We start from the raw sequence: 24229 nt of genomic DNA, 5'->3' as shown, positions 1-24229 counted from the left end.
AAGGTGGACCTGTTTTGAGCGCCGGGCGTATGGGTACGAGTGCGAGTGCGTATGTTCTTGGGGCGCCGAGCCGCAAGAAAACCTCCCGAAAAATCCTTCCTCAGCATTTCCTCGGCAGCGCCGCGGTGGCGGCCCTCGTTATCGGCTGCGCCTGGACCGTCTACGCCAACATCTTTGCGGCGAGCGTCTTTCCCTCGGTCGGCAATGCGTCGTTCGATGCGCCGGTGGTGAAGCGGCCCGTGGCGGTCGCAGCTCGGCCGGCACCCGCGTTCAACGAGGTGTTCGCGTCGCTGACGCCCGCGCCGGCGGTCCCCGCGAAGACCGAGGTCGCGAAGTCGGAAGCGCCGGCACCTTCGCTTATGTTTAACGATCGGTTTGCGGCTGCCTCGCCCGAAGGTGTGGCGTCCAGCGTCGTGGCCGACGCCGCGACGCAGATCGACCCGATCAAGCAGGCCGCCGCACCCAAGGCCGCCGAAGCGACGAAGGCGGTCGCTACCGCAGAACTCGCCGAAGCATCGAAGCCGCTGCCGGCGCCGAAGTCGGTCGAGGCCGCCAGGAAGCAGGCCGCCGCCAATCTGAAGGTGGCGCTCAACGATCCCGCCGACAATGTACAGCCGAAGACGTCGGAGACGAAGCCGCCCGAGGCCAAGCAGGCTGCGAAATCCGGCGGCGTTCGTGACATGGCCGCGCGCGCCAAGGCGGCGGTGATGTCGATCGCGTCGAACGAGCGGCAGACCATGGTCGAGAAGCTGTGGGGCAAGCGCGAGTCGAGCGGCGGGCTGCTGTCCTTCGCCTCGGCCGACGCCAACGTCACCGGCAGCATCCCCTCGACGCTGGACCAGAACCCGATGCTCGGCGGCTCGCCGCCCTACGACCGCCAGACCGCGGTGTACGACATCTCGGCCAGGACCGTCTACCTGCCCGACGGCACCCGCCTCGAGGCGCATTCGGGCCTCGGCTCAAGGCTGGACGATCCGAGGTCCTCGCATCTGAAGATGATCGGTGTGACGCCGCCGCACATTTACGAGCTGAAGCCGCGCGAGGCGCTGTTCCACGGCGTACCGGCGCTGCGGCTCAATCCGATCGGCGGCGAGGGCAAGATCTTCAATCGCGTCGGCCTGCTCGCGCACACCTTCATGCTCGGTCCGAACGGCGATTCCAACGGCTGTGTCTCGTTCAAGGACTATTACGCGTTCCTCGACGCCTACCGCAACAAGGGCATCCGCCGCCTCGCGGTGCTCGCGCGGATTCAATAGGTCGAATGGCCTTCGGGCAGCATCCCACCGCTACGGCGTGATCGCCGTCTGGAACTCGATGCCATAGTCGCTATATTGTGCTGATCAAGGGTGAGTCCAGGCTCGACCACCGATCTGGCGCGAAGCACACATGTCTGCTGCGATCGAAACTCCTCCGCCCATCGCGACCGAAGCATTCGTCGAGGCTTCCGCCGCCGTCGCCCGTCTCGAAGAGATCTACGAGCGCAACACCGGCTTCCTGCGCAATCGCTTCGAGGCCTATGTCAACGGTGCACCGATCGCCACGCGGGTGCGCGCGCATTACCCGTTCGTCCGCATCACGACGTCGTCGCATGCCCGGCTCGATTCACGGCTGGCCTACGGTTTCGTCGCGGGGCCCGGCATCCACGAGACCAGCATCACCCGGCCGGACATTTTCCGCACCTATCTCACCGAGCAGATCGGGCTCCTGCTCAAGAACCACGGCGTGGCGGTCGAGATCGGCGAATCCAGCGAGCCGATCCCGATCCATTTCGCCTACCGGCGCGACATCAATATCGAGGCGGCGCTGACCATCGCCGACAGCTCGGCGTTCACGCGATCATTGCGCGACGTGTTCGATACGCCCGATCTTGCCGCGATGGACGATGCGATTGCCGACGGGACATTCGAGTTGACGCCGGGCACGCCGGAGCCATTGGCGCTGTTCCGCGCCGCGCGGGTCGATTACTCCTTGCGCCGGCTCTACCACTACACCGGCACCGATCCCGAGCATTTCCAGAACTTCGTGATCTTCACCAACTACCAGTTCTATGTCGATGCCTTCGTGCAGCTCTCGCAGCAGCGTCTGGCATCAGGCGAGGCCGGCCTCGAAGCCTTCGTCGCGCCCGGCAACGTCATCACGCACAACGCCCGACTCGGCGGCGGCACGACCGGGGTGGCATCGGAGCGCGTGCCGCAGATGCCGGCGTTTCATCTCGTCGAGCCCGGCTATCGCGGCATCACCCTGATCAATATCGGGATCGGTCCGTCGAATGCGCGCAACATCACCGATCACGTCGCGGTGCTGCGGCCGCATGCCTGGCTGATGATCGGGCATTGCGCGGGGCTGCGAAATACGCAGCGGCTCGGCGATTACGTGCTGGCCCACGGCTATGTCCGCGAGGATCACGTGCTGGATCACGAGCTGCCGCTGTGGGTGCCGATCCCGGCGCTTGCGGAAATGCAGGTCGCGCTGGAGGAAGCCGTCGGCGAGGTGACCGGGCTGACCGGCTTCGAGCTCAAGCGGCTGATGCGCACCGGCACGGTCGCCAGCGTCGACAATCGCAATTGGGAGATCAGCGGGCCGCAGGTGATCCGCCGCATGTCGCAGTCGCGCGCCGTCGCGCTCGACATGGAGTCGGCCGCGATCGCCGCCAACGGCTACCGCTTCCGCGTGCCCTACGGCACGCTGCTGTGCGTCTCGGACAAGCCGCTGCATGGCGAGATCAAGCTCGCGGGCATGGCGAGCGAATTCTATCGCCAGCGCGTCGGCCAGCATCTCGAGATCGGGCTGAGGGCGCTGGAGCGGCTCAAGCAGCAGGAATCCGAGCGCCTGCATTCGCGCAAGCTGCGCAGCTTCGCCGAGGTCGCGTTTCAGTAGGGCATGATCCGGAAAAGTGCGAAGCGGTTTTCCGAAGAGATCATGCTTAGGCGATAAGCCAAAGCGCCGGGCGCGCGACGCTCACGCTGTGAGCGATTTCCACAACTGCATCTCGGTGCCGACTGCGGCCTTGACCTGCGGCCGTGCCTGGATGCGCGAGAGATAGGCTGCCAGCGGCGGCCATTGCGCGACGTCGACACCGGCGGAGCGGAGCAACAGCAGGGCCCAGGCGAGGTGCGCGTCGGCAACCGTGAAGCGGTCGCCGACCAGGAATTCGCGGTGCGCGAGATGCGCTGACGGCACCGACAAGGTCTGCCCGATCCTGGCGCGCGGCTTGGCAAGCGACGCGTCGTCCTTGTACCAGAAGGTCGGGAACAGGAATCCCTTGTGGATCTCGCTGCCGGTGAAGCTCAGCCACTCCTGCAGCCGGTAGCGGTCCGGATCGCCCGGCGGCGGCGCAAGACCGAGCTCGGGTTTGAGGTCCGCGATATATTGCAGCACGGCCGCGCTCTCCGTCAGGTGCTCGCCGTTCTCGAGCACCAGCACGGGCACCGCGCCCTTCGGCGCGACCGCGCGGAAGTCGCCGTCGTCCTCGAGCACCTTCTTGGTCCAGAGGTGGACCATGTGATAGCGCGCCCCGATCCCGGCCTCCATCAGTGCGATGCGGCTGGCGAGCGAGCAGGCCATCGGCGAGAAATAGAGCTGGAGCATCTTGGTCGTCTCAGGCGAGGGCGTTGCCGCGGGCGATGATGGCGAAGCGATCGGACAGTTCGGCGAGCGCGACGTGGTGGATGAGCTTTGCGGCGATCGTGCCGCCGGTGCCGTCGGGCAGGTCGCGGGTGGCGCAGCTGTCGGCGTCGATGGTGGTGCGGAAGCCGAGATCGAGCGCGGCGCGGGCGGTCGAGCTCACGCACATATGCGTCATGAATCCGGCGAGCACCAGCTCCTTGCGCCCGGTCGCGGCGAGCTGCGCGTTCAGCTCGGTGCCGGCGAAGGCGTTCGGCAACTGCTTCTCGATCACGATCTCGCCCGGACGTGGCGTCAGCGGTGCGACGATCGCGCCGCGCTCCGCGCTGCGATCGAACAGGCTGCCCGGCGCTCCCTTGTGCGCGATGTGGATGATTTTGGTGCCGCTTTCCCGCGCGCGGTTGAGCAACGCAGTGGCGCGGGCAATCGCGGGACCGGCGTCGGGCAAAGCGAGCGGACCGGCGAGATATTCGTTCTGGATGTCGATCAGCACCAGGCAGCTGTCGCCGAGGTGGGGCGGGGTGAGGTCGATACCGGCGAGCTGCATCAAGGTTTTGGCTGCGGTCATGGTCCTGAGATCTCCAGCGGATGCGTCTTTACGAAAATATAGCCGTGGCGCGGCCTGCCGTTATGCAGGGATATTGCAGCCGGTGGCTGCGTTATTGCAGGCAGGCCGGGCGCGATGTAGCCTGACGCCATGAACTGGGACGACCTTCGCATCATCGCCGCCGTCAGGGACGAGGGCACCTATGCCGGCGCCAGCGCGCGGCTGCGCATCGACGAGACCACGGTCGGCCGACGGTTGGCGCGGATCGAACGCGCGCTCGGCCTGCGGCTGTTCGAGGCCGCCGACGGCGTCCGCAAGCCGACCCGGCAGTGCGACGTGGTGCTCGCGCATATCCAGGCGATGGCCGCGCATGCCGAGGAGATCGGCCGGATCGGCGCAAGCCTGCCCGGCCCGATCGGCCGGCTGCGCATCGCCTCCACCAATGCGATCGCGGAGGAGGTGCTGGCGCCGCGCACCAGCGCATTGCTGCGCGCCCATCCGGGCCTCACGCTGCAGTTCCTGACGTCGAGCGAGAATGTCAAATTCTCGCGCTGGGAAGCCGACCTCGCGATCCGGCTGCGCAAGCCCGACAAGGGCGATTTTGCGATCTCGAAGCTCGCCGAGGTCAGGCTGTATTTCTTCGAGCCGGTCGCGGCGACGGCTGGTGAGGCGGTGACGTGCGCCTATCCCGACGAGCTCGGAGCGATTCCGGAAATGCAGTTTTTGCGTGCCAAGCGGCTGCGCGCGCGCTGCGTCACCGACAATGTCCGTATCATCCACAAACTGATCCAGTCGCATCAGGCGGTCGGCGTGCTGCCGGAGCATAGTTGCGTGGACCTGCTGAGCGACCGCCGGCTGCGCGCCACGCTGCTGCCGAAGCGGCGCGACGTCTGGCTCCTGGTGCAAAGCCATCTCAAGCGCGACGCGGCGACGCGCGTCACCATCGACTGGCTGCGCGGCTGCTTCCAGGACGTCGCGCGCAGCGGGTGAGGCCCGGCTCTCTCCATTCTCGTCATTCCCCGGTGCGCAATTGCGCACCGGGGAATGACGAGGCGAGTGCCGGCCTCCGTCATGAAAAAATCACACGCAGCCCTCTTGCAACCCGGACGTGCTTCGTCTATTAGCCCGCTCCTTCGCTTCGGCCATGGGTTCGGGCTCGTCGAGATCCCGACTGGCGCGTGCCGCTCTGCGGTGTCGTGTTCCGCCGAAATGAAGATCACGAGAATGAAGCTCATGGGCGAGCGTCGGGGCTGAAACCCCGAAGGTACCGGTTCGAATCCGATCTTCTCACAAAGGATAGCTCAGTTAGGTAGAGCAGGTGACTCAGAATCATCGTGTCGCGGGTTCAACTCCCGCTCCAAGCGCTCCGTTCAGCCTGAAAAGCTGATACCTCTGAAGGGGACCGGACGCGCGCTTCAGTCGCAGTCCGGCCGTCCTGCCGCAAGGCTCTTCGTCCGAACATCGACACTGTGAGACCGGCTTTGCGCCGCGGTGGATACCGCTTGCGCTGATGCCGGGTGGCTCCGCTCGGCCGCGCGACATGTGTCGCGCGATCGCGCGCGTGCGCCCGTCATCGCGCAGGCTCAAGCCACGGCCCGCCTGGCTGACAGGAAGCCGCGTTCGCGTCCTCACGTCCTTATGCAAAACGAAACCCGCTTTCCGGCCCATGGGCCGGAGGGCAAGCAATGGAGGCGTGCCATGATCTGGCATTTCTTGACGACCAAGTTGACGGTGAAGGATGGCGAGCGCGCATTGCTGACGCGCAACGGCCGGCTCGAGCAGGTGCTCGCGCCCGGACGTCACCGCCTGTTCGACCCCTTGCGTGAGCTGAAGGCCGAGCTGTTCAGCGTCGTGCGGACCGAATTCCCCGCGGATCGCTTCGCGGTGATCAAGGCCGCGCGCCCTGACCTGGCGGCTGAGCTTTTCGAGGCGGTCGAGACCAGGGCGAACGAGATCGCGATCGTCAGCCTCGACGGCCGTCCCGTGCAGCTGATGACGCCCTGGCAGACGCGTGTCTACTGGAAGGTCGCGACGTCGGTCGACGTCGAGCGCATCGACGTGACCAGCGATATCAGCGTGACCGCGCGGCACCTCGCGATGATCCAGCCCAACCGGGCCGGCGTCATCACCGAGTCCGTGGTCGAGAACCACGAGGCCGGCCTGCTCACGGTCGAGGGCAAGCTCGTCGAGCGGCTCGCGCCCGGCCGGCACGCATTCTGGATCGCGGGCCGCAAGATCGAGGTCAAGCGCCTCGACCTGCGTCCCCAGGCGATCGAGATCACGGCGCAGGAGATGCTGACCAGGGATCGCATCGCGCTGCGCGTGACGCTGACCGCGTTCCGCCGGATCGTCGATCCCGAGCGGGTCGTGGCCGCGGTGCCCGACGTGGATGCGTGGCTGTACCGCCTGGTGCAGTTCGCGATCCGCGAGGCGGTGGCCGGCCGCACGCTGGACGAGGTGCTGTCTGCGAAGGCGGCGCTCGATGCGGAGCTTCGCGACTATGTCCGCGACCGTGTCGCGGACTCCGGTGTCGAGGTCACCGAGCTCGGCGTGAAGGACGTGATCCTGCCCGGCGAGATCCGCGAGCTGGTCAACAAGGTGGTGGAGGCGGAGCGGGTGGCGAAGGCCAACCTGATCCGCCGCCAGGAGGAGACCGCGGCGACGCGTTCGCTTCTCAACACCGCCAAGCTGATGGAGGAGAACCCTCTGCTGCTGCGGCTCAAGGAGCTCGAGTCGCTCGAGCGTCTGGTCGAGAAGGTCGGCCGCATCGACCTGCACGCGGGCGAGGGCCAGGGCCTCGATGCGCTCCTGACCAAGCTGGTCCGCCTCAAGGCGCCCGAGAGCGCGTAACGATGGGAAGGGCCGCCCACGGGCGGCCCTTCGATTTTGCAGGAGCGATCGCTCAGATCGCCGCCTTCAGATTGGCAAAGGCGTCCGCCACAAACTTCGTCAGCTGGCGCTTGCCGCCTTGCTCGAGCCAGGCGTCGACGGCGATGCGCAGCGCGCCGCTTGCGGCCATCGCGACCAGACGGAGACGGTCGCGGCGGTCCTTGCCCGGCCATAATTCGCACAGCATCTCGTAGATGACCTGCTCGCGGTGCAGATCGTTGCGATGTTTGCGGGAGCTCAGCACCTCGCTCTCGCGGATCATGCGCGAAATCGCGACGGTTCGCGGTGTCTGGAAGCGGGCGGAGATGTCCAAGAGCGCCGCACGGACGACGTCGATCGGCGCGCCGGCGGCGGCATGGTCGCGGATCGAGGTCCTGAGGGCGTCGTCGTAGCCGGCGATGTGCGCGAGCAGGATGTCGTCCTTGCTCTTGAAATAGTAGAAGAAGGTCCGCCGCGAGATGCCGGCCGCCGCCGCGATCTCATCCAGCGTCGTCGCCTCGTAGCCGTTGGCCAGAAACAATTCCATGCCGGCATCGGTGATACGTTGCAGCGTCTCTCGACGATTCCGCTCGCGCAGGCCTTCGGTTTTTGTCAGCGTGTCGGGCATCGGCCGGTTGTCTCATGAATAGGTCATCAGGGCAAAAACACTTCACCGCCTCTGTTCGAGCGGCCGTCGGCGTCAACGCGCGTAACGCCGTGTATCAACATGCGTCTTCCGGTTGCAGCCGGCGGTCGCGCCATAAAACCGCCCAATAAAATAATTACACAAAGTGTAATCTTTGCACGTAGTGTAAGATATCGGTGCCCCAATGACAACCTGTTCGCGTGTATGTCGGATCAAAATGCTTCCGGCGGCAAATGGATTCGTGAGCGGGAGGGCCGCGCAGCTCCGCGGCTGGGCGGCGGCGAAGCTGCTCGGCCTCCTGGTTTCGGGCTGCGCGACGGCGACGCTGGATCAGGCCGGCTCGCTGCGTTCCTACGACAACATGGTGCAATCGGACGGGATGCTGACCCGTTCGCAGCTGCGCGTGAGCAAGGACGAGGTGCTGGCGGCGAAGACCGTCAGGATCGTCCCCACCGTGTTCTCCGAGAAGACGGAGGCGCCGTTCACGCCTGCGCAGCGCAGGCTCGTCACCAATGCGGCGGATCGCGCATTGTGTGCAGGCTTGAGCGAACGCTTCTACGTGGTTGCGTCGGAGCCGGCCGATCTGACCGTCCACGCCGTCATCACGCATGTGGTGCCGACCGACCCGACCGCGGTCGGCGTCTCCAAGGGCGTGTCGGTCGCGAAGACGGTTCTGTTGCCCGGCGTGCCGGTGCCCGTCCCGCGCATTCCGGTCGGGCTCGGCAGCCTGTCGCTTGAAGCCGAGGCGCGCGATCCGGCCGGGCAGCAGAAGGCGGCGATGATCTGGGGCCGCAATGCCAATGCCTTCGACAGCGGACGGATGTCGGAGGAGGGCGATGCCTACGGCCTCGCGGCATCGTTCGGCGGCGACTTCAGCCAGATGCTCGTCACCGGCGTGACGCCGTTCGGCGGGGTGCCCACGATGCCCTCGATGCAGCGGCTCGGCTTCCTGCTCGGCGGCGCGCCGAAATATCCGGCCTGCGAAGCGTTCGGACGCGCACCTGGCCTCATCGGCATGGTCGGCGACAGCGCAGGCGTGCCGCCTGACTGGACCGACAAGGGACCGGTCGCGGCGCGGACGGAGTGAGGCCGTCGCACGTATACGAATGTTCGCGTGCACACGGCTGTAACCGGGCACCGCCTTGGCATGATTTGCATCCTGCTCCGGGGGGCTGACTGCCGCAAAACATGAGGTGCCACCACAGACGGATTGCGATAACGTCTGTTTGCCGTGGTCCATTCGGCCAGCCGTCAACCCGTCGGTGAAGCCAATGCAGCAGATTACGGAATGGCTCGAGAAGCTGGGGCTTGGGCAATACGCGCTGCGTTTTGCCGAGAACGGCATCGACGTTGGTGTTCTTCCCGAATTGACGGATGAAGACTTCGACAGGCTCGGGGTCTTGCTCGGCCATCGCCGCAAGATGCTGCGCGCGATCGCCGATTTCAATCAGGCCGAACTGATCGCTGCGCCGGTTTCGCCGCACGATGCCGAGCGCCGTCATCTCACCGTGATGTTCTGCGACCTGGTCGGCTCGACGGCCTTATCCGTGCGTCTCGATCCCGAGGACATGTGGGAAGTCATCCGCGCCTACCGTGCGGCCTGTGCGCGGGTGATCGCGACATATGACGGCGTCGTTGCCAGATTTGTCGGCGATGGGATCCTCGCTTATTTTGGTTATCCCCGTGCCCACGAGGATGATGCGGAGCGCGCGGTACGGGCCGGCCTCGACGTCATCGCCGCGATCGGCAAGCTCGAGACTCGCGCGGACGAGGGCGTTGCGGTGCGGATCGCGATCGCGAGCGGGCTCGTCGTGGTCGGCGACCTCGTCTCGGGCGGCGCGTCGGAGGAGCAGGCGCTGGTCGGCGATGCGCCGAACATCGCCGCGCGCTTGCAGGGTCTCGCTGAGCCGGGTGTTGTCGTCGTGGCCTCCTCGACGCGCCGGCTGCTCGGCAACCTGTTCACGCTTCGCAACCTCGGTCGCCGCGAGGTCAAGGGCATCTCCGAGCCGATAGCGGTGTGGGCGGTCGAAGGCGAGCCGGCATCGGAAAGCCGTTTCGAGGCGGTGCGTACCGCGCGCTTGATCGGCTTTGTCGGCCGCAAGGCGGAGATCGAATTTGCGATGTCGCGCCAGCAACTGGCGTGGCAGGGCCACGGCCAGGCGGTGCTGATATCGGGCGAAGCGGGTATCGGCAAATCCCGCATCGTGGCGATGCTCTCCGACAGTCTCGTGCCCGAGACGTACTGCCGTGTGCGGTACCAATGCTCGCCCTATCACACCAACAGCGCCCTGCATCCCTTCGTCGCCCAACTCGAGCGTGCCGCCGCCATCCGCCCGGAAGATGCGCCGGAGCAGAAGCTCGACAAGCTCGAAGCCATGCTGGCGCTCGGGACGCAGCAGGTGCCCGCCGTGACGCCGCTGATCGCGGCGCTGCTGTCGATCCCGACCGGTGAGCGCTATCCGCCGCTCGGCCTCAGCCCGGCGCAGCAGCGGCGGCAGACATTTGCAGCGTTGCTTGACCAGCTCGAGGGCCTTGCCCGGCAGCAGCCGGTGCTTGTCGTCTGCGAAGACATGCACTGGGCCGATGCCACGTCGCTCGAATTGCTCGACCTCGCGGTCGACCGGATCAGGGGACTGCCGATCCTCATGCTGATGACGTTCAGGCCCGAGTTCGAACCGCCGTGGGCGGGCCTCGCCAATGTCAGCCTGCTGCGGCTCGATCGGCTCGACCGGCAGGACACGCGCGCACTGATCGAGCAGGTGACCGTCGGTCGGCTGCTGCCCGGCGAGATGATGACACAGATCATCGAGCGGACCGACGGTGTCCCGCTGTTCGTCGAAGAACTGACCAAGATGGTGCTGGAGTCGGGGCTGCTCGTCGAGAATGCCGGACGCTATCGGCTCGACAATCCGCTGCCGCCGCTCGCGATCCCGGCGACGCTGCAGGACTCGCTGATGGCGCGGCTCGACCGCCTGGCGCCGGTCAAGGAAGTGGCGCAGATCGGCGCAGCGATCGGCCGTGAGTTCTCATATGCGCTGCTGCACAGCGTGGCCGGGCGCGATGATCTGACGCTCGCCGCGGCGCTCGCCCAACTCGAAGAGGCCGGGTTGCTGTTGCGTCGGGGCGCGCCGCCGGATGCAAGCTACAGCTTCAAGCACGCGTTGGTCCAGGAAGCGGCCTATGAGAGCTTGCTCAAGAGCCGCCGGCAACTGCTCCACAAGCAGATCGGCGACGTGCTGCGCGCCAGGTTTGCCGAGATCGCCGAGATCGAGCCGGAAGTCGTTGCTTATCATTTCACCGAGGCGGGCCTCGGCCAGATTGCGCTGGCGTGGTGGCGCAAGGCCGGTCAGCAAGCGCTGAAGCGCTCGGCCTATTGCGAGGCGATCGCGCATCTCGGCAAGGCGGTCGCCATCGCCGATGAACTGCCCGACGAGCCGGGTCGGATGATCGGCCGGCTTCATCTGCAAATCGCCTATGGGCGCGCGTTGCGGGGCAGTCTTGGGCACAGCGCCCCCGAGACGGTGGCTGCCTGGACGCGCGCCCGGCGGTTCGCTTCTGACATCGATGATCCAATCGAGCTGGCGCCGATCCAGTCGGGCCTCTTCAACGCCTGCCTGACCCACGGCGAGCTCGCGCCGATGCGGGAGTTGGCGGACGTGATCATGGGCGCGGCGGAACGGCATCGGGAGTCGCCGGTGGCGACGATCGTCGCGCGCTGGACCAGCGGGGTGACCTCGTGGTTCGCGGGCGACTATCTGAACGCGGGCATCCATCTCGAGCAGGCATTCGCGGCCTATGCGGCCGAGCCGGATCCGGCAATGTTCAAGGCGTCGACGCTCGATCTGCCGTTCGTCATCATGAGATTTCTGGCGCTCGTGCTTTGGCCGCGCGGCGAGATCGATCGAGCCCGGCAGCTCGCCGGCGCAGCGGTCAGCGTCTCCGGGGAGCAGCGCGCGCTGGCGCGCGCCAATGCGCTGGTTCACAAGGCAGTCTTCGACGGGCTGTGCGGCAACCGGTTGCGGCAGACCGAGACGATCCTCGCTTTGGGACTGGCGCAGGATCACACGATGCCGCTCTATGTCGCCGCCGGCACCTATCTCAATGGTCTGGCGAAGTGGCGCGCCGGCGACCGGGCGGCAGGTCTTTCGGAAATGCAGCGCGGCTGGACGTTGCTTCACGAGAACGACTGCTATCTCTGTGATCCGTTCTGGGGATTGCAGATTGCGGTGGCGAATGCAGAGGCCGGGCATGTCGAGGCGGGGCTCGACATCGTCAGCGAGCTGATCGACGCGACGGAGCAATCCGGGCAGCATTGGCTGGATGCCGAGCTCTATCGTGTGTTGGCTGAGCTGCGGTCACGTCGTGACACCCCTGACATGTCCGGCGCCGAGGATGCCTTCCACCGCGCCCTCGAAATTGCCCGAAGGCAACAGACGAAGACGTTCGAACTGCGCAGCGCGCTGGGGCTCGCACGCCTTTGCGGCCGCAGCGGCCGGGCAGACGAGATGTCTCAATTGCTGTCGCCGGTGCTCGCCGGCTTCGATGCGACGCTCGATCTTGCCGAGATCAGCGACGCGCAGGAGCTGCTCAAACAGGCGGGTTGGCGGCCTGACCGCCACTCGCGTGCGTCCTGACCGGCGCCGCATCGGAGCGGTCACACCGTTGAGCGCGGCGCTTGTGGTCCGAAATTGGAACTCTTGGGTTCCCGAAATCTTACGGAGCGACGATGCGCATTTTGCTATTGCGTCCGGCGGCGCATTTGCATCTAACTCTTTCGAGACGGTGCTGCAGGGAATTCCGCCGCGCGGTCAAGTTATTGGAACTTGTTCTTAATCCTGTGTTCGAGTGAGTTTGCTGTGCGACCCTTCATCACGAGTTCCCGCAGGTGAGCATTTCCGGCGGAAGTCGTAATCGTCTTCTCGCAATACTGTCGCCGGCGGATTTGGACCTGCTGAGGCCCGAGCTGGAGACCGTCGCGCTCGAACAGGATGAGGTCCTGGCGCGCGCCGGCGACGAGATCGACTACGTCTTCTTTCCGCACAGCGGGGCGATCCTGCTGATGATCGACATGGCGGATGGGCACACGGTCGCGACCGGCGTGGTCGGAAGTGAAGGGGCCGTGGGCAGCCTTTCGGTGCTTGGAGCATCACCTTCAGGCATCACAGCGGTCGTCCGTGCGGCTGGTATGGCCTCGCGGGTTCCCGCGTCGCGCTTTCATGCCGCTTTCGGCCGCAGTCCCGGGATCCGGCAGGCGATCCAAAAGCACGTCAGATCGATGCTGATCCAGTTTCAGCTTGGCTCGGCCTGCAATGCGCTCCACCCGGTCGAGGCGCGGATGGCACGCTGGCTGCTCCAGCTTCGCGACCGCGTCGACAGCGACGTCCTCCCGCTGACCCAGCAGGCGCTGTCGCAAATCCTGGGCGTACGGCGAACAACGGTGACGTTGCTGATGGGCAATCTGCGCAAGCGCGGCGCGATCAGGTCCGAACAGCGAGGCCGGATCGAGATCGACCGGGCGCGGCTGGTGGCGGCGGCCTGCGAATGTCATCGCGTCATGCGTCTAGAGGCCGAGGAGATCTTCTCGGGTCACAAGGCGCGAGCGCGAGGAATCGCTTTGGCCGACGATCCCCGCAGCTCGGAAATCGAGGCGGACGACACCGTGTGAGCGCGTTCCCGGCGCGATCAGCCTGCTGGCCGCCGATCATGCTTCGGCGCGGCGGAGGATGCCGTCTCGAGCTTCGCAATCTCGCGCAGCACTTTCGCCGTCTCGCGCAACTCGTTGCGCGCAGGGCCCGGCTTCAGCCGTCGTGCTTCATCGAGAAAGTCCTTGGCCTGCAGCAGCCAGGCTGACGTTTCCGTTGAGATCTGCGCACGCGCCATGGTGTCCCTCCATCGCGGTCATCAGGAGTGGCGGCCAGTTTCAAGCCGGGGAACCGGCGCTGCGGCGTCGCCGCGCGCGGATGCTCGGCTCGTCGACCCAGGCGTCCCCGGCAAACCAGGCGTGATCGGCGCGGCAGAATGGGCAAGAGGTGCGTGAGAAGAACACCGTACTGCGTCGAAAGCTCTCGCGATCGGTTTTGATTCCGGTGGAAATCGCGTGCCCGGTTTGCGGACATTTGACCATGACCATGCCCATGTGAGCCTCCCTCCCATAATGTCTTCTTGCTCTTGCAGAAAAAGCTCCGGCCGGTTGGATTGGCCTCAGGTCGGTGCGGGGTAGTTGGGGGCATCACGCACCTGCGGCGGTTGACGGAGCATCGGGCAGTGGGGGCTGCCTGCTCGTCACTGGGCTTCTTCCAACCGGCCAGATCCCTCCTCGAACGAATCCTCGACGTGAGTTGAACGCCGCTTCTTCGGGCGGCTCTCAAGCGCAAGCATTCTCCGCAACGCTTGTCCGCGTCGCGGGAGCTGACGCTCCGCGCTCAATTCAGATTTTTGAGTGAACTTCGATCCTGTCCCGAGCTTACTGTGCGGGACGATGCTGAGACTGTCGGTTCGGTTTGCGACTCTCGCCGACAATTTTTTCGAGAATGTCAACCCGAGCTAGCGTAGGTTTACGGGGAGTGCTGTGCATAAGTGAATGCTGCCGTGAGCGGCAGCGTGGCTTCTGCAGCGCGATGTCGCGCAGAACAGCTACGTTGAGCGCTCTGCAACAAGTGCTGCCCAAAACAAAACCCCGGCATCGCTGCCGGGGTTTTGCATTTCGTCGTCGCTGAGCGAGATCCCGGCTTTGCGGTGCACCGCTTCGCGCTGCACCGCGTCCGGGACGACTTCGTCGCTTAGAAGTCCATGCCGCCCATGCCGCCGCCCGGAGGCATCGCGGGGCCGCCGGCGTTCTTCTTCGGCAGCTCGGCAACCATCGCTTCCGTGGTGATCAGCAGCGCCGCAACCGAGGCAGCGTTCTGGATCGCGGTACGGACGACCTTGGTCGGGTCGATGATGCCCTTCTTGACGAGATCGGCATAGTCGCCGGTCTGGGAGTCGAAACCGTGATTGTAGGTCTTGTTCTCCAGGATCTTGCCGACGATCACCGAACCGTCTTCACCGGCGTTGATCGCGATCTGGCGAGCCGGAGCCGACAGCGCCTTGCGCACGATCTCGACGCCGGTCTTCTGGTCGTCGTTCTTGGTGCGCAAGCCCTTGAGCTGCTCGGAGGCACGGAGCAGGGCGACGCCGCCGCCCGGGACGATGCCTTCCTCGACAGCCGCGCGGGTCGCGTGCATCGCGTCATCAACGCGATCCTTGCGCTCCTTCACCTCGACTTCGGTCGCGCCGCCGACGCGGATCACCGCGACGCCGCCTGCGAGCTTGGCGAGACGCTCCTGCAGCTTCTCACGGTCGTAGTCCGAGGTGGTTTCCTCGATCTGCGCCTTGATCTGGGCCACGCGGGCGTCGATGTCGGCCTTCTTGCCGGCGCCGTTGACGATCGTGGTGTTTTCCTTGTCGATCATCACCTTCTTGGCGCGACCGAGCATCTGCAGCGTGACGTTCTCGAGCTTGATGCCGAGGTCTTCCGAGATGGCCTGGCCGCCGGTCAGGATCGCGATGTCCTGCAGCATGGCCTTGCGGCGATCGCCGAAGCCCGGAGCCTTGACGGCCGCGACCTTCAGGCCGCCACGCAGGCGGTTGACGACGAGGGTGGCGAGGGCTTCGCCCTCGACGTCCTCAGCGACGATGACCAGCGGCTTGCCGGTCTGCACCACGGCCTCGAGCAGCGGCAGCAGCTCGTTCAGCGAGGAGAGCTTCTTCTCGTTGATGAGGATGTAGGCGTCGTCCATTTCAACGCGCATCTTGTCGGCGTTGGTGACGAAGTAGGGCGAGATGTAGCCGCGGTCGAACTGCATGCCCTCGACGACGTCGAGCTCGGTCTCGAGCGACTTGGCTTCCTCGACCGTGATCACGCCCTCGTTGCCGACCTTCTTCATGGCGTCGGCGAGGAACTTGCCGATCTCGGCATCGCCGTTGGCCGAAATGGTGCCGACCTGGGCGATCTCCTCGTTCGAGGTGACCTTCTTCGAGTTCTTCTGGAGGTCCGCAACGACGGCTTCGACCGCGAGGTCGATACCGCGCTTCAGGTCCATCGGGTTCATGCCGGCGGCGACCGACTTGGCGCCTTCCTTCACGATCGCCTGGGCGAGCACGGTCGCCGTGGTGGTGCCGTCGCCGGCCGCGTCAGCGGACTTGGAGGCGACTTCGCGCACCATCTGGGCGCCCATGTTCTCGAACTTGTCCTCGAGCTCGATCTCCTTGGCGACGGTGACGCCGTCCTTGGTGATGCGGGGAGCGCCGAACGACTTCTCGAGCACCACGTTGCGGCCCTTCGGACCGAGCGTGACCTTCACCGCGTTGGCGAGAACGTCGACGCCGCGCAGCATCTTGTCGCGCGCCTCGACGGAGAATTTGACTTCTTTAGCTGCCATCTGAGTTTTTCCTTGAGAGATTTAACCTGGGAGGGAAAGAGGCGCTTAGGCCGCCTTCTTCTTGGAAGCGGGGACGTCGAGCACGCCCATGATGTCGCTTTCCTTCATGATCAGCAGGTCTTCGCCGTCGATCTTGACCTCGGTGCCCGACCACTTGCCGAACAGGACGCGGTCGCCGACCTTGACGTCGATCGGGATCAGCTTGCCAGCTTCATCGCGGCCGCCCGGGCCAACGGCGATGACTTCGCCCTGCGAGGGCTTTTCCTTGGCACTGTCCGGAATGATGATGCCGCCAGCAGTCTTCTCTTCGGCGTCGATACGCTTGACCACGACGCGGTCGTGAAGCGGACGGAATTTCATGCAGTCCTCCTAAACATTTGCAGATGCTGTAGATTTTTGGAGATTTAGCAGTCCAGCCAAGCGAGTGCCAGACTGGTTGGGCAGGAGATAGGCCAAGCCTTGGCGGCGGGCAAGTGCCTCTAGCAGAAAAATTGGCACTCGTAAGTGTCGCCTGCCAGAAGGATACCGGGATCATTTCGGCATCCTTAATACCGACCCGAGGGGCACCGCGGCTATTAGCAGATGCGGTAAGCTGCTGCCAACGCAAGAAATTTCAACAACCTATTAAACATTTAGGCTTGAGATTGGTTAGTCGCGTGCGTCACATTTCTCTCATGTGAGCGCATCCATTGCCGGTGGTCCGGCGGGGAGGTCGGCCACCACGTGAATGCGCTCCGTCACAGGAGGTTGGCATGGTCTCGCGAGTTGGTGGGGTTGTTTCCGACGATTTCAGGAAGCAGTTGCTGGGGTACGGGCTGACGACGGCGCAAATCCTCTATCGGATGCCGGATCACCCCTCGTTGCTGCAAACCTATGTCTGGCAGAACTACGACCTGTTTCCGAAATTTCCGGCGCTGCAGGATTTCCTCGCCTTCTGGCAGGAGAAGCTCGAGGGCCCGCTGTTCTCGGTGACGGTGGCGCATTCCAACCTGGTCAAGCCGGCCGAACTGCGCGCCGTCCACGGCGTGTTCCGGCTGCATTGACGCGAGTTAGGCGGCAGGGCGCGGTGCGCGCCTTTGCCCACCCTGCGGCGCGCGACTTGTGTTAGCCTCGCTCCGTCAGAGAAAGACGGGAGGCGAATAATGGCCAAGCAAAAGGCGGCATCAAGACCCGCAGCCAAGACCGCTGTGAAGAAGAAGTGGACCGGGCTCGGGGCCGGCGCCAAAAAATCTTCCGCGCGCAAGACCATCAAGTCCAAGGGCCGTGTCTCGGCGGCGAAGAAGATCGCGCCGAAAGCAACAAGCAAGGCACGGCCGAAGCAGCGCGTCGCCATCAGTCATCACCGCGAAGAGGACTTCAAGGCCGACGGCTTACGCGCCTACGCCAAATATCGCGACCTCGGCATCGCGGCCGCCTCGCATGGCCTCGCCCAGGCGCATGTCATCCGGCTGCAGGGACCGTGCAATCCGGATGAAGTGTCGAAGTTGCACTTCCACGACGTCGACTTCCAGATGGTCTATGTGCTCAAGGGCTGGGTGAAGACCTACATGGAAGGCGAGGGCGAGACGCTGATGCAGCAAGGCAGCGCCTGGACCCAGCCGCCGCGCATCCGGCACATGATCCTGGACTACTCCGACGACGTCGAACTGCTGGAGGTGATTCTGCCGGCCGAGTTCAAGACGGTGGAGTTGAAGGCGTAGGCTTTTCGCGGCCGTCATGGCCGGGCTTGACCCGGCCATCCATCCTGCTTCGAAAGATTCTCCTTGGCCGATGGATGCCCGGGTCATAGGCGAGCGGAAGCGACGCCGTCCTTCGGACGGCTTATGCCCGGGCATGACGACCTGGTCGAAATTACGTAGCCCGGATGCAGCGAAGCGAAATCCGGGGCTTCCATACGCGCGCCGAACCGTTCCGGATTGCGCTGCGCTGCATCCGGGCTACTGCGGCTACGGCTGCGTCAGCACCCCTACGATCGCGCCCATCAGGCACGTCGTCAGCGTGCCCGAGACGATCGACTTCAGCCCAAGCGCGTTGATCTCGTCGCGCCGCTCCGGCGCCATGATGCCGAGGCCACCGATCATGATGCCGAGGCTCGCGAAATTGGCAAAGCCGCACATCGCGTAGAGCATGATCAGCCGCGAGCGCGGATCGAGCGCGTCCGGCCCGAGCTTCGACAGGTCGACATAGGCGATCAGCTCGTTCAGCACGGTCTTGGTGCCCATCAGGCTTCCCGCCGTGATCGCCTGCGGCCAGGGCAGGCCCATCAGCCAGCACACCGGCGCCATGACATAGCCGAGCAGGCGCTGCAGCGAGATCTTCGCGCCGCCGACTTCCGGCAGCAGGCCGATGATCGCGTTCGCCAGATAGACCAGCGCGACCAGCACCAGCAGCATCGCGATGATGTTCATCAAGAGCTCGAGCCCCGCGGCGGTGCCCTTCACGATGGCGTCCATCGTCGACGACACCTGGATATCGGGATTGTCGAGCGATCCGCCGGTGCGCTTGTCCGACGTCTCCGGCACCATGATCAGGCTGACCAGGATCGCCGCCGGCGCGCCGAGCACCGAGGCGATGACGAAATGCGCGGGCGCGTCCGGGATCAGCGGCGCCAGCAGCGTGGCATAGAGCACCAGCACGGTGCCGGCGATCCCGGCCATGCCGCCGGTCATCACCAGAAACAATTCGCTGCGCGAGAGCTGCGCCAGATAAGGGCGGATGAACAGCGGCGCTTCCACCATGCCGAGGAAGATATTGGCCGCCGTCGAGAGCCCGACCGCGCCGCCGACGCCGAGCGTGCGCTCAAGGATCCAGGCCATGCCGCGCACGACCGGCGGCAGCACGCGCCAATAGAACAGCAGCGTCGTCAGCACGCTCATGACCAGCACGATCGGCAGCGCCTGGAAGGCGAGGATGAAGTCCGAGCCGGGCGCCTTGGGATCGAACGGCGCCGGGCCGCCGCCGACATAGCCGAACACGAAGGCGGTGCCGGCATGCGTCGCGGCGGCGATGGTGCCGACGGCGTCGTTGATCGCGCCGAAGGCCTGCGTCACCAGCGGCACCTTGATCAGCACCAGCGCGGTGACGACGGTGACCGCAAGCCCGATTGCCGCCTGCCGCAGCGAAACTTTTCGGCGATTCTCGCTCAACACCCAGGCGATCACGAGCAACGCCACCACGCCGAACGCCGATTGCAACTGCAGCATCACGCCCCCAAGAACCGTCGCAGGAATATGGGTGGGAGCCCCGCGCAACGCAATGCTGTTGCGCGTTCTCGTTCCCGGCATTGACAAGTTGCAGGCGCTCGGCCACGCAATCATCCATGTCCTCCGCCACGTCGGCCGGCGCCCGCGATCTGCTCGGCAACAGACCTTTCCTGTTCTTTCTGTCGTCGCGCAGCCTGTCGCGCTTTTCCAGCCAGATCGGCGCGGTTGCGATCGGCTGGCAGGTCTATGACCTGACCGGCAGCGCGTTCGACCTCGGCATGGTCGGCCTCGTGCAGTTCCTGCCGACGGCGCTCCTGGTGTTCGTCGCCGGCCACGCCGCCGACCGCTTCGAGCGCAAGCGCGTGGTGCAGGCCTGCCAGATCGCGGAGGCGCTGACCGCATTGTTCCTCGCCGGAAGCACATTCGCCGGCACCATCTCCGAGATCCAGATCTTCGTTGCGACCTTCGTGCTCGGCATCGCCGGCGCGTTCGAGAGCCCGGCGACCGCCGCGCTGTTGCCGCTGATCGCGCCGCAAGGCTCGTTGCAGAGGGCGACCGCAATCTCGAGCGGCGCGGCGCAGGTCGCGACCATCACCGGACCCGCGCTCGGCGGCTTCGCCTATGCGCTGATGCCGAGCGCGCCCTACGGCATCATGATGGTGTTCTGGCTGTTCGGCGCGCTGCTCACCGGCGGCATCGGCCGGTTGCAGCAGGCGGCGGCGACGAACGGCGCGGTGTCGGACGATCTGTTTGCCGGCGTCACCTTCGTACGCAGCAATCCGGCGATCCTCGGCACCATCTCGCTCGATCTGTTCGCCGTGCTGTTCGGCGGCGTCACCGCGCTGCTGCCGATCTATGCGCGCGACATCCTGCAGACCGGCCCGCTCGGGCTCGGTATCCTGCGTGCCGCACCCGCCATCGGCGCGCTCCTGATGACCATGGTGCTGGCGCGGCACACCATCAATCGCCGCGTCGGCATGCGCATGTTCCAGGCGGTGATCGTGTTCGGCGTGGCGACGGTGGTGTTCGCGCTATCGCACTGGATGTGGCTGTCGGCGCTGGCGCTCGCGATACTCGGCGCCGCCGACACGATCAGCGTCGTGATCCGCTTCTCGCTGGTGCAGCTCGCCACCCCCGACGAGATGCGCGGCCGCGTCGGCGCGGTGAATTTCCTGTTCATCAACGCCTCGAACCAGCTCGGCCAGTTCGAGAGCGGCGTCACCGCGGCGCTGCTCGGCACCGTGCCGTCGGCCGTGCTCGGCGGTGTTGCGACGGTTGCCGTCGCGTTGCTCTGGATGAAGCTGTTCCCGACGCTGCGGGACGTCGAGAAGCTGGAGTAGGGGGCTCTCCCGCCGTCATTGCGAGGAGCCCGCGACAAAATTGCAAAGCAATTTTGCGCTGAAGCGACGAAGCAATCCATCCCTCCCCGAGAGGATCGATGGATTGCCTCGCTTCGCTCGCAATGACGGCGATGGACCTAGCTTAGCCCCGTCCCACGAACGGCATCTTGGTCGCCATGACCGTCATGAACAGCACGTTGGCGTCGAGCGGCAGGCCAGCCATGTAGGCGACCGCGTCGCCGACCGCCTTGGCGTCCATCCGCGGCTCGTGCTTGGTGGTGCCGTCAGGCTGCAGCACGCCGGGGCCGTTGACCATGCGGTCGGTCATCGGGGTCGCGGCATTGCCGATATCGACCTGGCCGACCGCGATGTCGTACATCCGGCCGTCGAGGTTGGAGGCCTTGGTCAGGCCGGTGATGGCGTGCTTGGTCGAGGTGTAGGCCGACGAGAACGGCCGCGGCGCATGCGCCGAGATCGAGCCGTTGTTGATGATGCGGCCGCCGCGCGGCGTCTGGTCCTTCATGATGCGGAAGGCGTGCTGGGTGCACAGGAACGGCGCGGTAAGGTTGGTTGTTGACCACGGCCTGCCACTGCTCGAGCGGCAGATCCTCGAAATTCACCGGCGGCGCACCCATGCCGGCGTTGTTGAACAGCACGTCGAGCCGGCCATAGGTCGCCTTCACCTTGTCGAACAGGGCTGCGATCGCGGCCGGGTTGGCCATGTCAGCGGAGACGCACAGGCTCTTGCCGGCGGGGCCGAGCTTGGCGGTCTCCTCCAGCATCTCCATCCGGCGCCCGGCCAGCACGACGGTGTAGCCCTTGTCCATCAAAGCGAGCGATGCGGCGCGGCCGACGCCGGTGCCGGCACCGGTCACGAGTGCGATCTTGCTGGTTGCCTCAGTCATCCGAGTTTCCTCTTACTTGGTTTTTGCTTCGGTTTCGTTCTTGTAGGGTGGCCGTGGAATGTTCTGGTGCGCCGCGCGCAGCGCCGCCGACCAGCGCGAGCGCAGATCGTGGAAATAGGGCTCGCCGGCCTCGATGCGGTGATTGAGGTCGGCCTCGCAGACGTCGGCGCGCACCACCAAGACGTCGATCGGCAGGCCGACGCCGAGATTGGAGCGCATCGTCGAATCCATCGAGATCAGGCCGGTCTTCAGCGCCTCATAGAGCTCGACGTCGTAATGCATGGCGCGGTCGAGCACCGGCTTGCCGTATTTGTGCTCGCCGATCTGCAAATAGGGCGTGTCGGTGGTGCACTCGATGAAGTTGCCGGCGGTGTAGACCATGAACAGGCGCATCCGCGAGCCCTTGATCTGACCGCCGAACAGGAACGAGACGTCGAAGGAGATATCCTCCGAACGCAGCGCTTCGCCCTCGGTGGCGTGCACCGAGCGGATCGCGCGGCCGATCCGCTGCGCCGCCTGGAACATGGTCGGCGCGTTCATCAGCGTCTCGAGTTCGCCGGTGTGCGGATCTTCCATGCCCTCGGTCAGGGTCGACAGCACCGACTGGCTGATGGCGAGATTGCCGGCGCTGGCGATCGCCATGATGCGCTCGCCGGGCTTTTCGAAGATGTGCAGCTTGCGGAAGGTCGAGACGTTATCGAGGCCGGCATTGGTGCGGGTATCGGCGATCATGACGAGGCCGTCGCGCACCAGAATTCCGCAGCAATAGGTCATTTCCCAGTCCCCAACGGTCCGAGTTTCTCGGCGTGAGACTAGTAGCCAATTTCGACGACGCATCCAACCCTAATTCCCCGTGACGGGACATGCGATGGCCGGTCAAAAGGGGCGGCCGAGGTGGCCCGCTTGGACTGTTCCGGCCGTCGATTGATCCGGGGGCGTCGGCCTCGCTCTGCATTGTGTGCAGCCCGCAATGATCGGCGTCCGCAGTCATTGCGAGGCACCGGGTGTTGTGGTCGACTGCCCGCAACCGACAACAACAAGAAATTCCGGGAGACGAGAATGTCGCTCAAACTGTCTGCATTTGTCGTGGCGTTGGGCATCGCAGCAATGGCTACGAGTCCGGCTTCGGCGCAGAAGAAGGGCGGCACGCTGCGGCTCTATCACAACGACAATCCGCCCTCGACCTCGCTGCTCGAGGAATCCACCATCGCCTCGGTGATGCCGTTCGCGGCGGTCTTCAACAACCTCGTGGTGTTCGATCCGGCCAAGGTGCATGAAAGCATCGATACCGTGATCCCCGATCTCGCCGAGAGCTGGTCGTGGGACCAGACCAACACCAAACTGACGTTCAAGCTGCGCCACGGCGTGAAATGGCATGACGGCCAGCCGTTCACGGCCAAGGACGTGCAATGCACCTGGCGGATGCTGATCGGCAAGGGCGACACGCAGGACTTCAAGCGCAACCCGCGCAAGGTCTGGTACGCGAAGCTGAAAGACGTAAGCGTCAACGGCGACGACGAGGCGACCTTCGAGTTGACCGAGCCGCAGCCGGGCCTGTTGGCGCTGCTCGCCAGCGCCTTTTCGGTGGTTTATCCCTGCCACGTGCCGCAGCAGGTGATGCGCACCAAGCCGATCGGCACCGGGCCGTTCAAATTCGTCGAGTTCCGACGCGGCGATTCGATCCGTCTGGTCCGCAACCCCGATTACTTCAAGAAGGACCGGCCGTATCTCGACGAGATCACGGTGCGCTCGATCGACAGCCGCGCCACGCGCATGCTGGCGTTCGCGACCGGTGACTACGACATCACCTTTCCGTCCGACGTCAGCATTCCCCTGATGAAGGACGTCAAGGCGCGGGCGCCGAACGCGATCTGCGAGATGACGTCGACCAACCTGCAGATCAATCTCCTGGTCAATCGCGTCAATCCGCCGTTCGACAATCCGGACATCCGCAAGGCGATGTCGCTGGCGCTCGATCGCAAGGCCTTCAACAGCATCCTGTTCGAGGGCGCTGGGCGGCTCGGCGGCGCGATGCAGGCGAAGCCCGAAGGCGAGTGGGGCATGCCGCCGGAAATCCTGTCGACGCTGATGGGCTATGGCCCCGATACCGAGAAGAACCTCGCGGAGGCGCAGGCGATCATGCAGAAGCTCGGCTACAGCGATGCCAAGCCGCTGTCGATCAAGATCCAGACCCGCAATCTGCCGACCTATCGCGATCCGGCGGTGATCCTCGCCGACCAGCTCAAGAAAATCTACATCGTGGCCGAGCTCGACATCCTCGATACGCCGCGCTGGTACTCGCGGCTGCAGCGCAAGGACTACACGATCGGCCTCAATGTCACCGGCGTCAGCGTCGACGATCCCGACGGCAATCTGGTCGAGAACTATTCCTGCAACTCCGAGCGCAACTACACCCAGTATTGCAATGCCGAGGTCGACAAGCTGCTGGCGGCGCAGTCGCGCGAGGTCGGCAAGGACAAGCGCCGCAAGATCGTGTTCGACATCGAGCGCCTCTTGGTCGACGACGCCGCGCGGCCGGTGATCCTGCACTCGTCGGCCGGCAATTGCTGGCAGCCCTACGTGAAGAATTTCCATCCGCACGACAACAGCCAGTACAACAATCTGCGTTTTGAGGATGTCTGGCTGGATAAGTAACGCATATCACCCGCTGGCGAC

Annotated in this window: 20 protein-coding genes, 2 tRNA genes and 1 pseudogene; 13 read left to right on the top strand and 10 right to left on the bottom strand. The window is 65.1% G+C overall.

The annotated features are described in order from the left end of the window. Nucleotides 1–125: 125 nt before the first annotated feature. Both ACVILL_RS38875 and ACVILL_RS38870 read left to right on the top strand, forming a co-directional pair. Nucleotides 126–1256, top strand: a complete 1131-nt coding sequence (locus tag ACVILL_RS38875) for a DUF2778 domain-containing protein (RefSeq protein WP_456733860.1) — start codon at nt 126–128, stop codon at nt 1254–1256. 130 nt (nt 1257–1386) lie between these two features. After that, on the top strand, nt 1387–2877 hold the full coding sequence (locus ACVILL_RS38870) for an AMP nucleosidase (RefSeq protein WP_456733859.1): 1491 nt from the start codon (nt 1387–1389) through the stop codon (nt 2875–2877). A gap of 81 nt (nt 2878–2958) precedes the next feature. Here the strand turns inward: ACVILL_RS38870 and ACVILL_RS38865 are convergent, their stop codons facing one another. Both ACVILL_RS38865 and ACVILL_RS38860 read right to left on the bottom strand, forming a co-directional pair. Further along, entirely contained in the window at nt 2959–3588 is a 630-nt protein-coding gene (locus tag ACVILL_RS38865) for a glutathione binding-like protein (protein WP_456733858.1), read from the bottom strand. A 10-nt stretch (nt 3589–3598) separates the two neighbouring features. Then, complete coding sequence (locus ACVILL_RS38860) at nt 3599–4192, bottom strand: cysteine hydrolase family protein (protein ID WP_456733857.1); 594 nt, start codon at nt 4190–4192, stop codon at nt 3599–3601. Between the two features lie 129 nt (nt 4193–4321). On the opposite strand from ACVILL_RS38860, the gene ACVILL_RS38855 reads away from it, so the two are divergent. The 4 genes from ACVILL_RS38855 to ACVILL_RS38840 all read left to right on the top strand — a co-directional run bounded on the left by ACVILL_RS38855 (nt 4322) and on the right by ACVILL_RS38840 (nt 7021). Next, entirely contained in the window at nt 4322–5161 is an 840-nt protein-coding gene (locus ACVILL_RS38855; RefSeq protein WP_456733856.1) for a LysR family transcriptional regulator, read from the top strand. A gap of 229 nt (nt 5162–5390) precedes the next feature. Continuing rightward, nucleotides 5391–5462 (top strand) — tRNA-Phe (locus ACVILL_RS38850). 3 nt (nt 5463–5465) lie between these two features. Further along, nucleotides 5466–5532, top strand: a tRNA-Leu gene (locus ACVILL_RS38845). 337 nt (nt 5533–5869) lie between these two features. Continuing rightward, entirely contained in the window at nt 5870–7021 is a 1152-nt protein-coding gene (locus tag ACVILL_RS38840; protein ID WP_456733855.1) for an SPFH domain-containing protein, read from the top strand. 52 nt (nt 7022–7073) lie between these two features. Here the strand turns inward: ACVILL_RS38840 and ACVILL_RS38835 are convergent, their stop codons facing one another. Beyond that, a complete protein-coding gene (locus tag ACVILL_RS38835; RefSeq protein ID WP_456733854.1) occupies nt 7074–7667 on the bottom strand; it encodes a TetR/AcrR family transcriptional regulator in 594 nt (197 codons plus the stop codon). A 235-nt stretch (nt 7668–7902) separates the two neighbouring features. Here ACVILL_RS38835 and ACVILL_RS38830 point away from each other — a divergent pair, with 235 nt between their 5' ends. The 3 genes from ACVILL_RS38830 (at nt 7903) to ACVILL_RS38820 (ending at nt 13350) form a co-directional block, all read left to right on the top strand. Beyond that, a complete protein-coding gene (locus ACVILL_RS38830) occupies nt 7903–8772 on the top strand; it encodes a DUF3313 domain-containing protein (protein ID WP_456733853.1) in 870 nt (289 codons plus the stop codon). A gap of 184 nt (nt 8773–8956) precedes the next feature. Continuing rightward, complete coding sequence (locus ACVILL_RS38825) at nt 8957–12319, top strand: adenylate/guanylate cyclase domain-containing protein (RefSeq protein ID WP_456733852.1); 3363 nt, start codon at nt 8957–8959, stop codon at nt 12317–12319. A gap of 251 nt (nt 12320–12570) precedes the next feature. Then, complete coding sequence (locus ACVILL_RS38820; RefSeq protein ID WP_456733851.1) at nt 12571–13350, top strand: Crp/Fnr family transcriptional regulator; 780 nt, start codon at nt 12571–12573, stop codon at nt 13348–13350. A gap of 17 nt (nt 13351–13367) precedes the next feature. Here ACVILL_RS38820 and ACVILL_RS38815 read toward each other — a convergent pair whose 3' ends face one another. From ACVILL_RS38815 to groES, 4 genes are all read right to left on the bottom strand, one after another. Then, a complete protein-coding gene (locus tag ACVILL_RS38815; RefSeq protein WP_456733850.1) occupies nt 13368–13565 on the bottom strand; it encodes a hypothetical protein in 198 nt (65 codons plus the stop codon). Between the two features lie 40 nt (nt 13566–13605). Beyond that, nucleotides 13606–13821 carry a hypothetical protein gene (locus ACVILL_RS38810; protein WP_456733849.1) on the bottom strand — a complete coding sequence of 72 codons (216 nt, stop codon included), beginning with the start codon at nt 13819–13821 and terminating at the stop codon, nt 13606–13608. A 643-nt stretch (nt 13822–14464) separates the two neighbouring features. Continuing rightward, a complete protein-coding gene (gene groL / locus ACVILL_RS38805) occupies nt 14465–16105 on the bottom strand; it encodes a chaperonin GroEL (RefSeq protein ID WP_353701484.1) in 1641 nt (546 codons plus the stop codon). A gap of 45 nt (nt 16106–16150) precedes the next feature. Continuing rightward, nucleotides 16151–16465 carry a co-chaperone GroES gene (groES, locus tag ACVILL_RS38800; RefSeq protein ID WP_021077770.1) on the bottom strand — a complete coding sequence of 105 codons (315 nt, stop codon included), beginning with the start codon at nt 16463–16465 and terminating at the stop codon, nt 16151–16153. A 392-nt stretch (nt 16466–16857) separates the two neighbouring features. Between groES and ACVILL_RS38795 the strand changes: the two genes are divergently transcribed. Together ACVILL_RS38795 and ACVILL_RS38790 are read left to right on the top strand one after the other, a co-directional pair. Then, nucleotides 16858–17148 carry an usg protein gene (locus tag ACVILL_RS38795; RefSeq protein ID WP_456733848.1) on the top strand — a complete coding sequence of 97 codons (291 nt, stop codon included), beginning with the start codon at nt 16858–16860 and terminating at the stop codon, nt 17146–17148. A gap of 99 nt (nt 17149–17247) precedes the next feature. Further along, complete coding sequence (locus ACVILL_RS38790) at nt 17248–17805, top strand: cupin (RefSeq protein ID WP_456733847.1); 558 nt, start codon at nt 17248–17250, stop codon at nt 17803–17805. A 246-nt stretch (nt 17806–18051) separates the two neighbouring features. Here ACVILL_RS38790 and ACVILL_RS38785 read toward each other — a convergent pair whose 3' ends face one another. Then, nucleotides 18052–19308 carry a NupC/NupG family nucleoside CNT transporter gene (locus ACVILL_RS38785; RefSeq protein WP_456733846.1) on the bottom strand — a complete coding sequence of 419 codons (1257 nt, stop codon included), beginning with the start codon at nt 19306–19308 and terminating at the stop codon, nt 18052–18054. Nucleotides 19309–19424: 116 nt separating this feature from the next. On the opposite strand from ACVILL_RS38785, the gene ACVILL_RS38780 reads away from it, so the two are divergent. Continuing rightward, nucleotides 19425–20648: an MFS transporter gene (locus ACVILL_RS38780; RefSeq protein WP_456733845.1), complete on the top strand. Its 1224-nt coding sequence runs from the start codon at nt 19425–19427 to the stop codon at nt 20646–20648. Between the two features lie 142 nt (nt 20649–20790). Here ACVILL_RS38780 and ACVILL_RS38775 read toward each other — a convergent pair. Together ACVILL_RS38775 and ACVILL_RS38770 are read right to left on the bottom strand one after the other, a co-directional pair. Beyond that, a pseudogene (locus tag ACVILL_RS38775) lies at nt 20791–21553 on the bottom strand (SDR family oxidoreductase). Nucleotides 21554–21565: 12 nt separating this feature from the next. After that, nucleotides 21566–22327 carry a proteasome-type protease gene (locus ACVILL_RS38770; RefSeq protein WP_050422298.1) on the bottom strand — a complete coding sequence of 254 codons (762 nt, stop codon included), beginning with the start codon at nt 22325–22327 and terminating at the stop codon, nt 21566–21568. A gap of 285 nt (nt 22328–22612) precedes the next feature. Here ACVILL_RS38770 and ACVILL_RS38765 point away from each other — a divergent pair, with 285 nt between their 5' ends. Beyond that, the gene (locus ACVILL_RS38765) at nt 22613–24208 is read left to right on the top strand and encodes an ABC transporter substrate-binding protein (RefSeq protein WP_456733844.1); all 1596 of its coding nucleotides are present in this window, start codon (nt 22613–22615) and stop codon (nt 24206–24208) included. Nucleotides 24209–24229 lie beyond the last annotated feature (21 nt).

It is taken from the genome of Bradyrhizobium sp. USDA 3364, from assembly GCF_054056355.1.
Note: the sequence above shows the minus strand (reverse complement) of the source record. Positions and strands in the feature narration are given on the sequence as shown.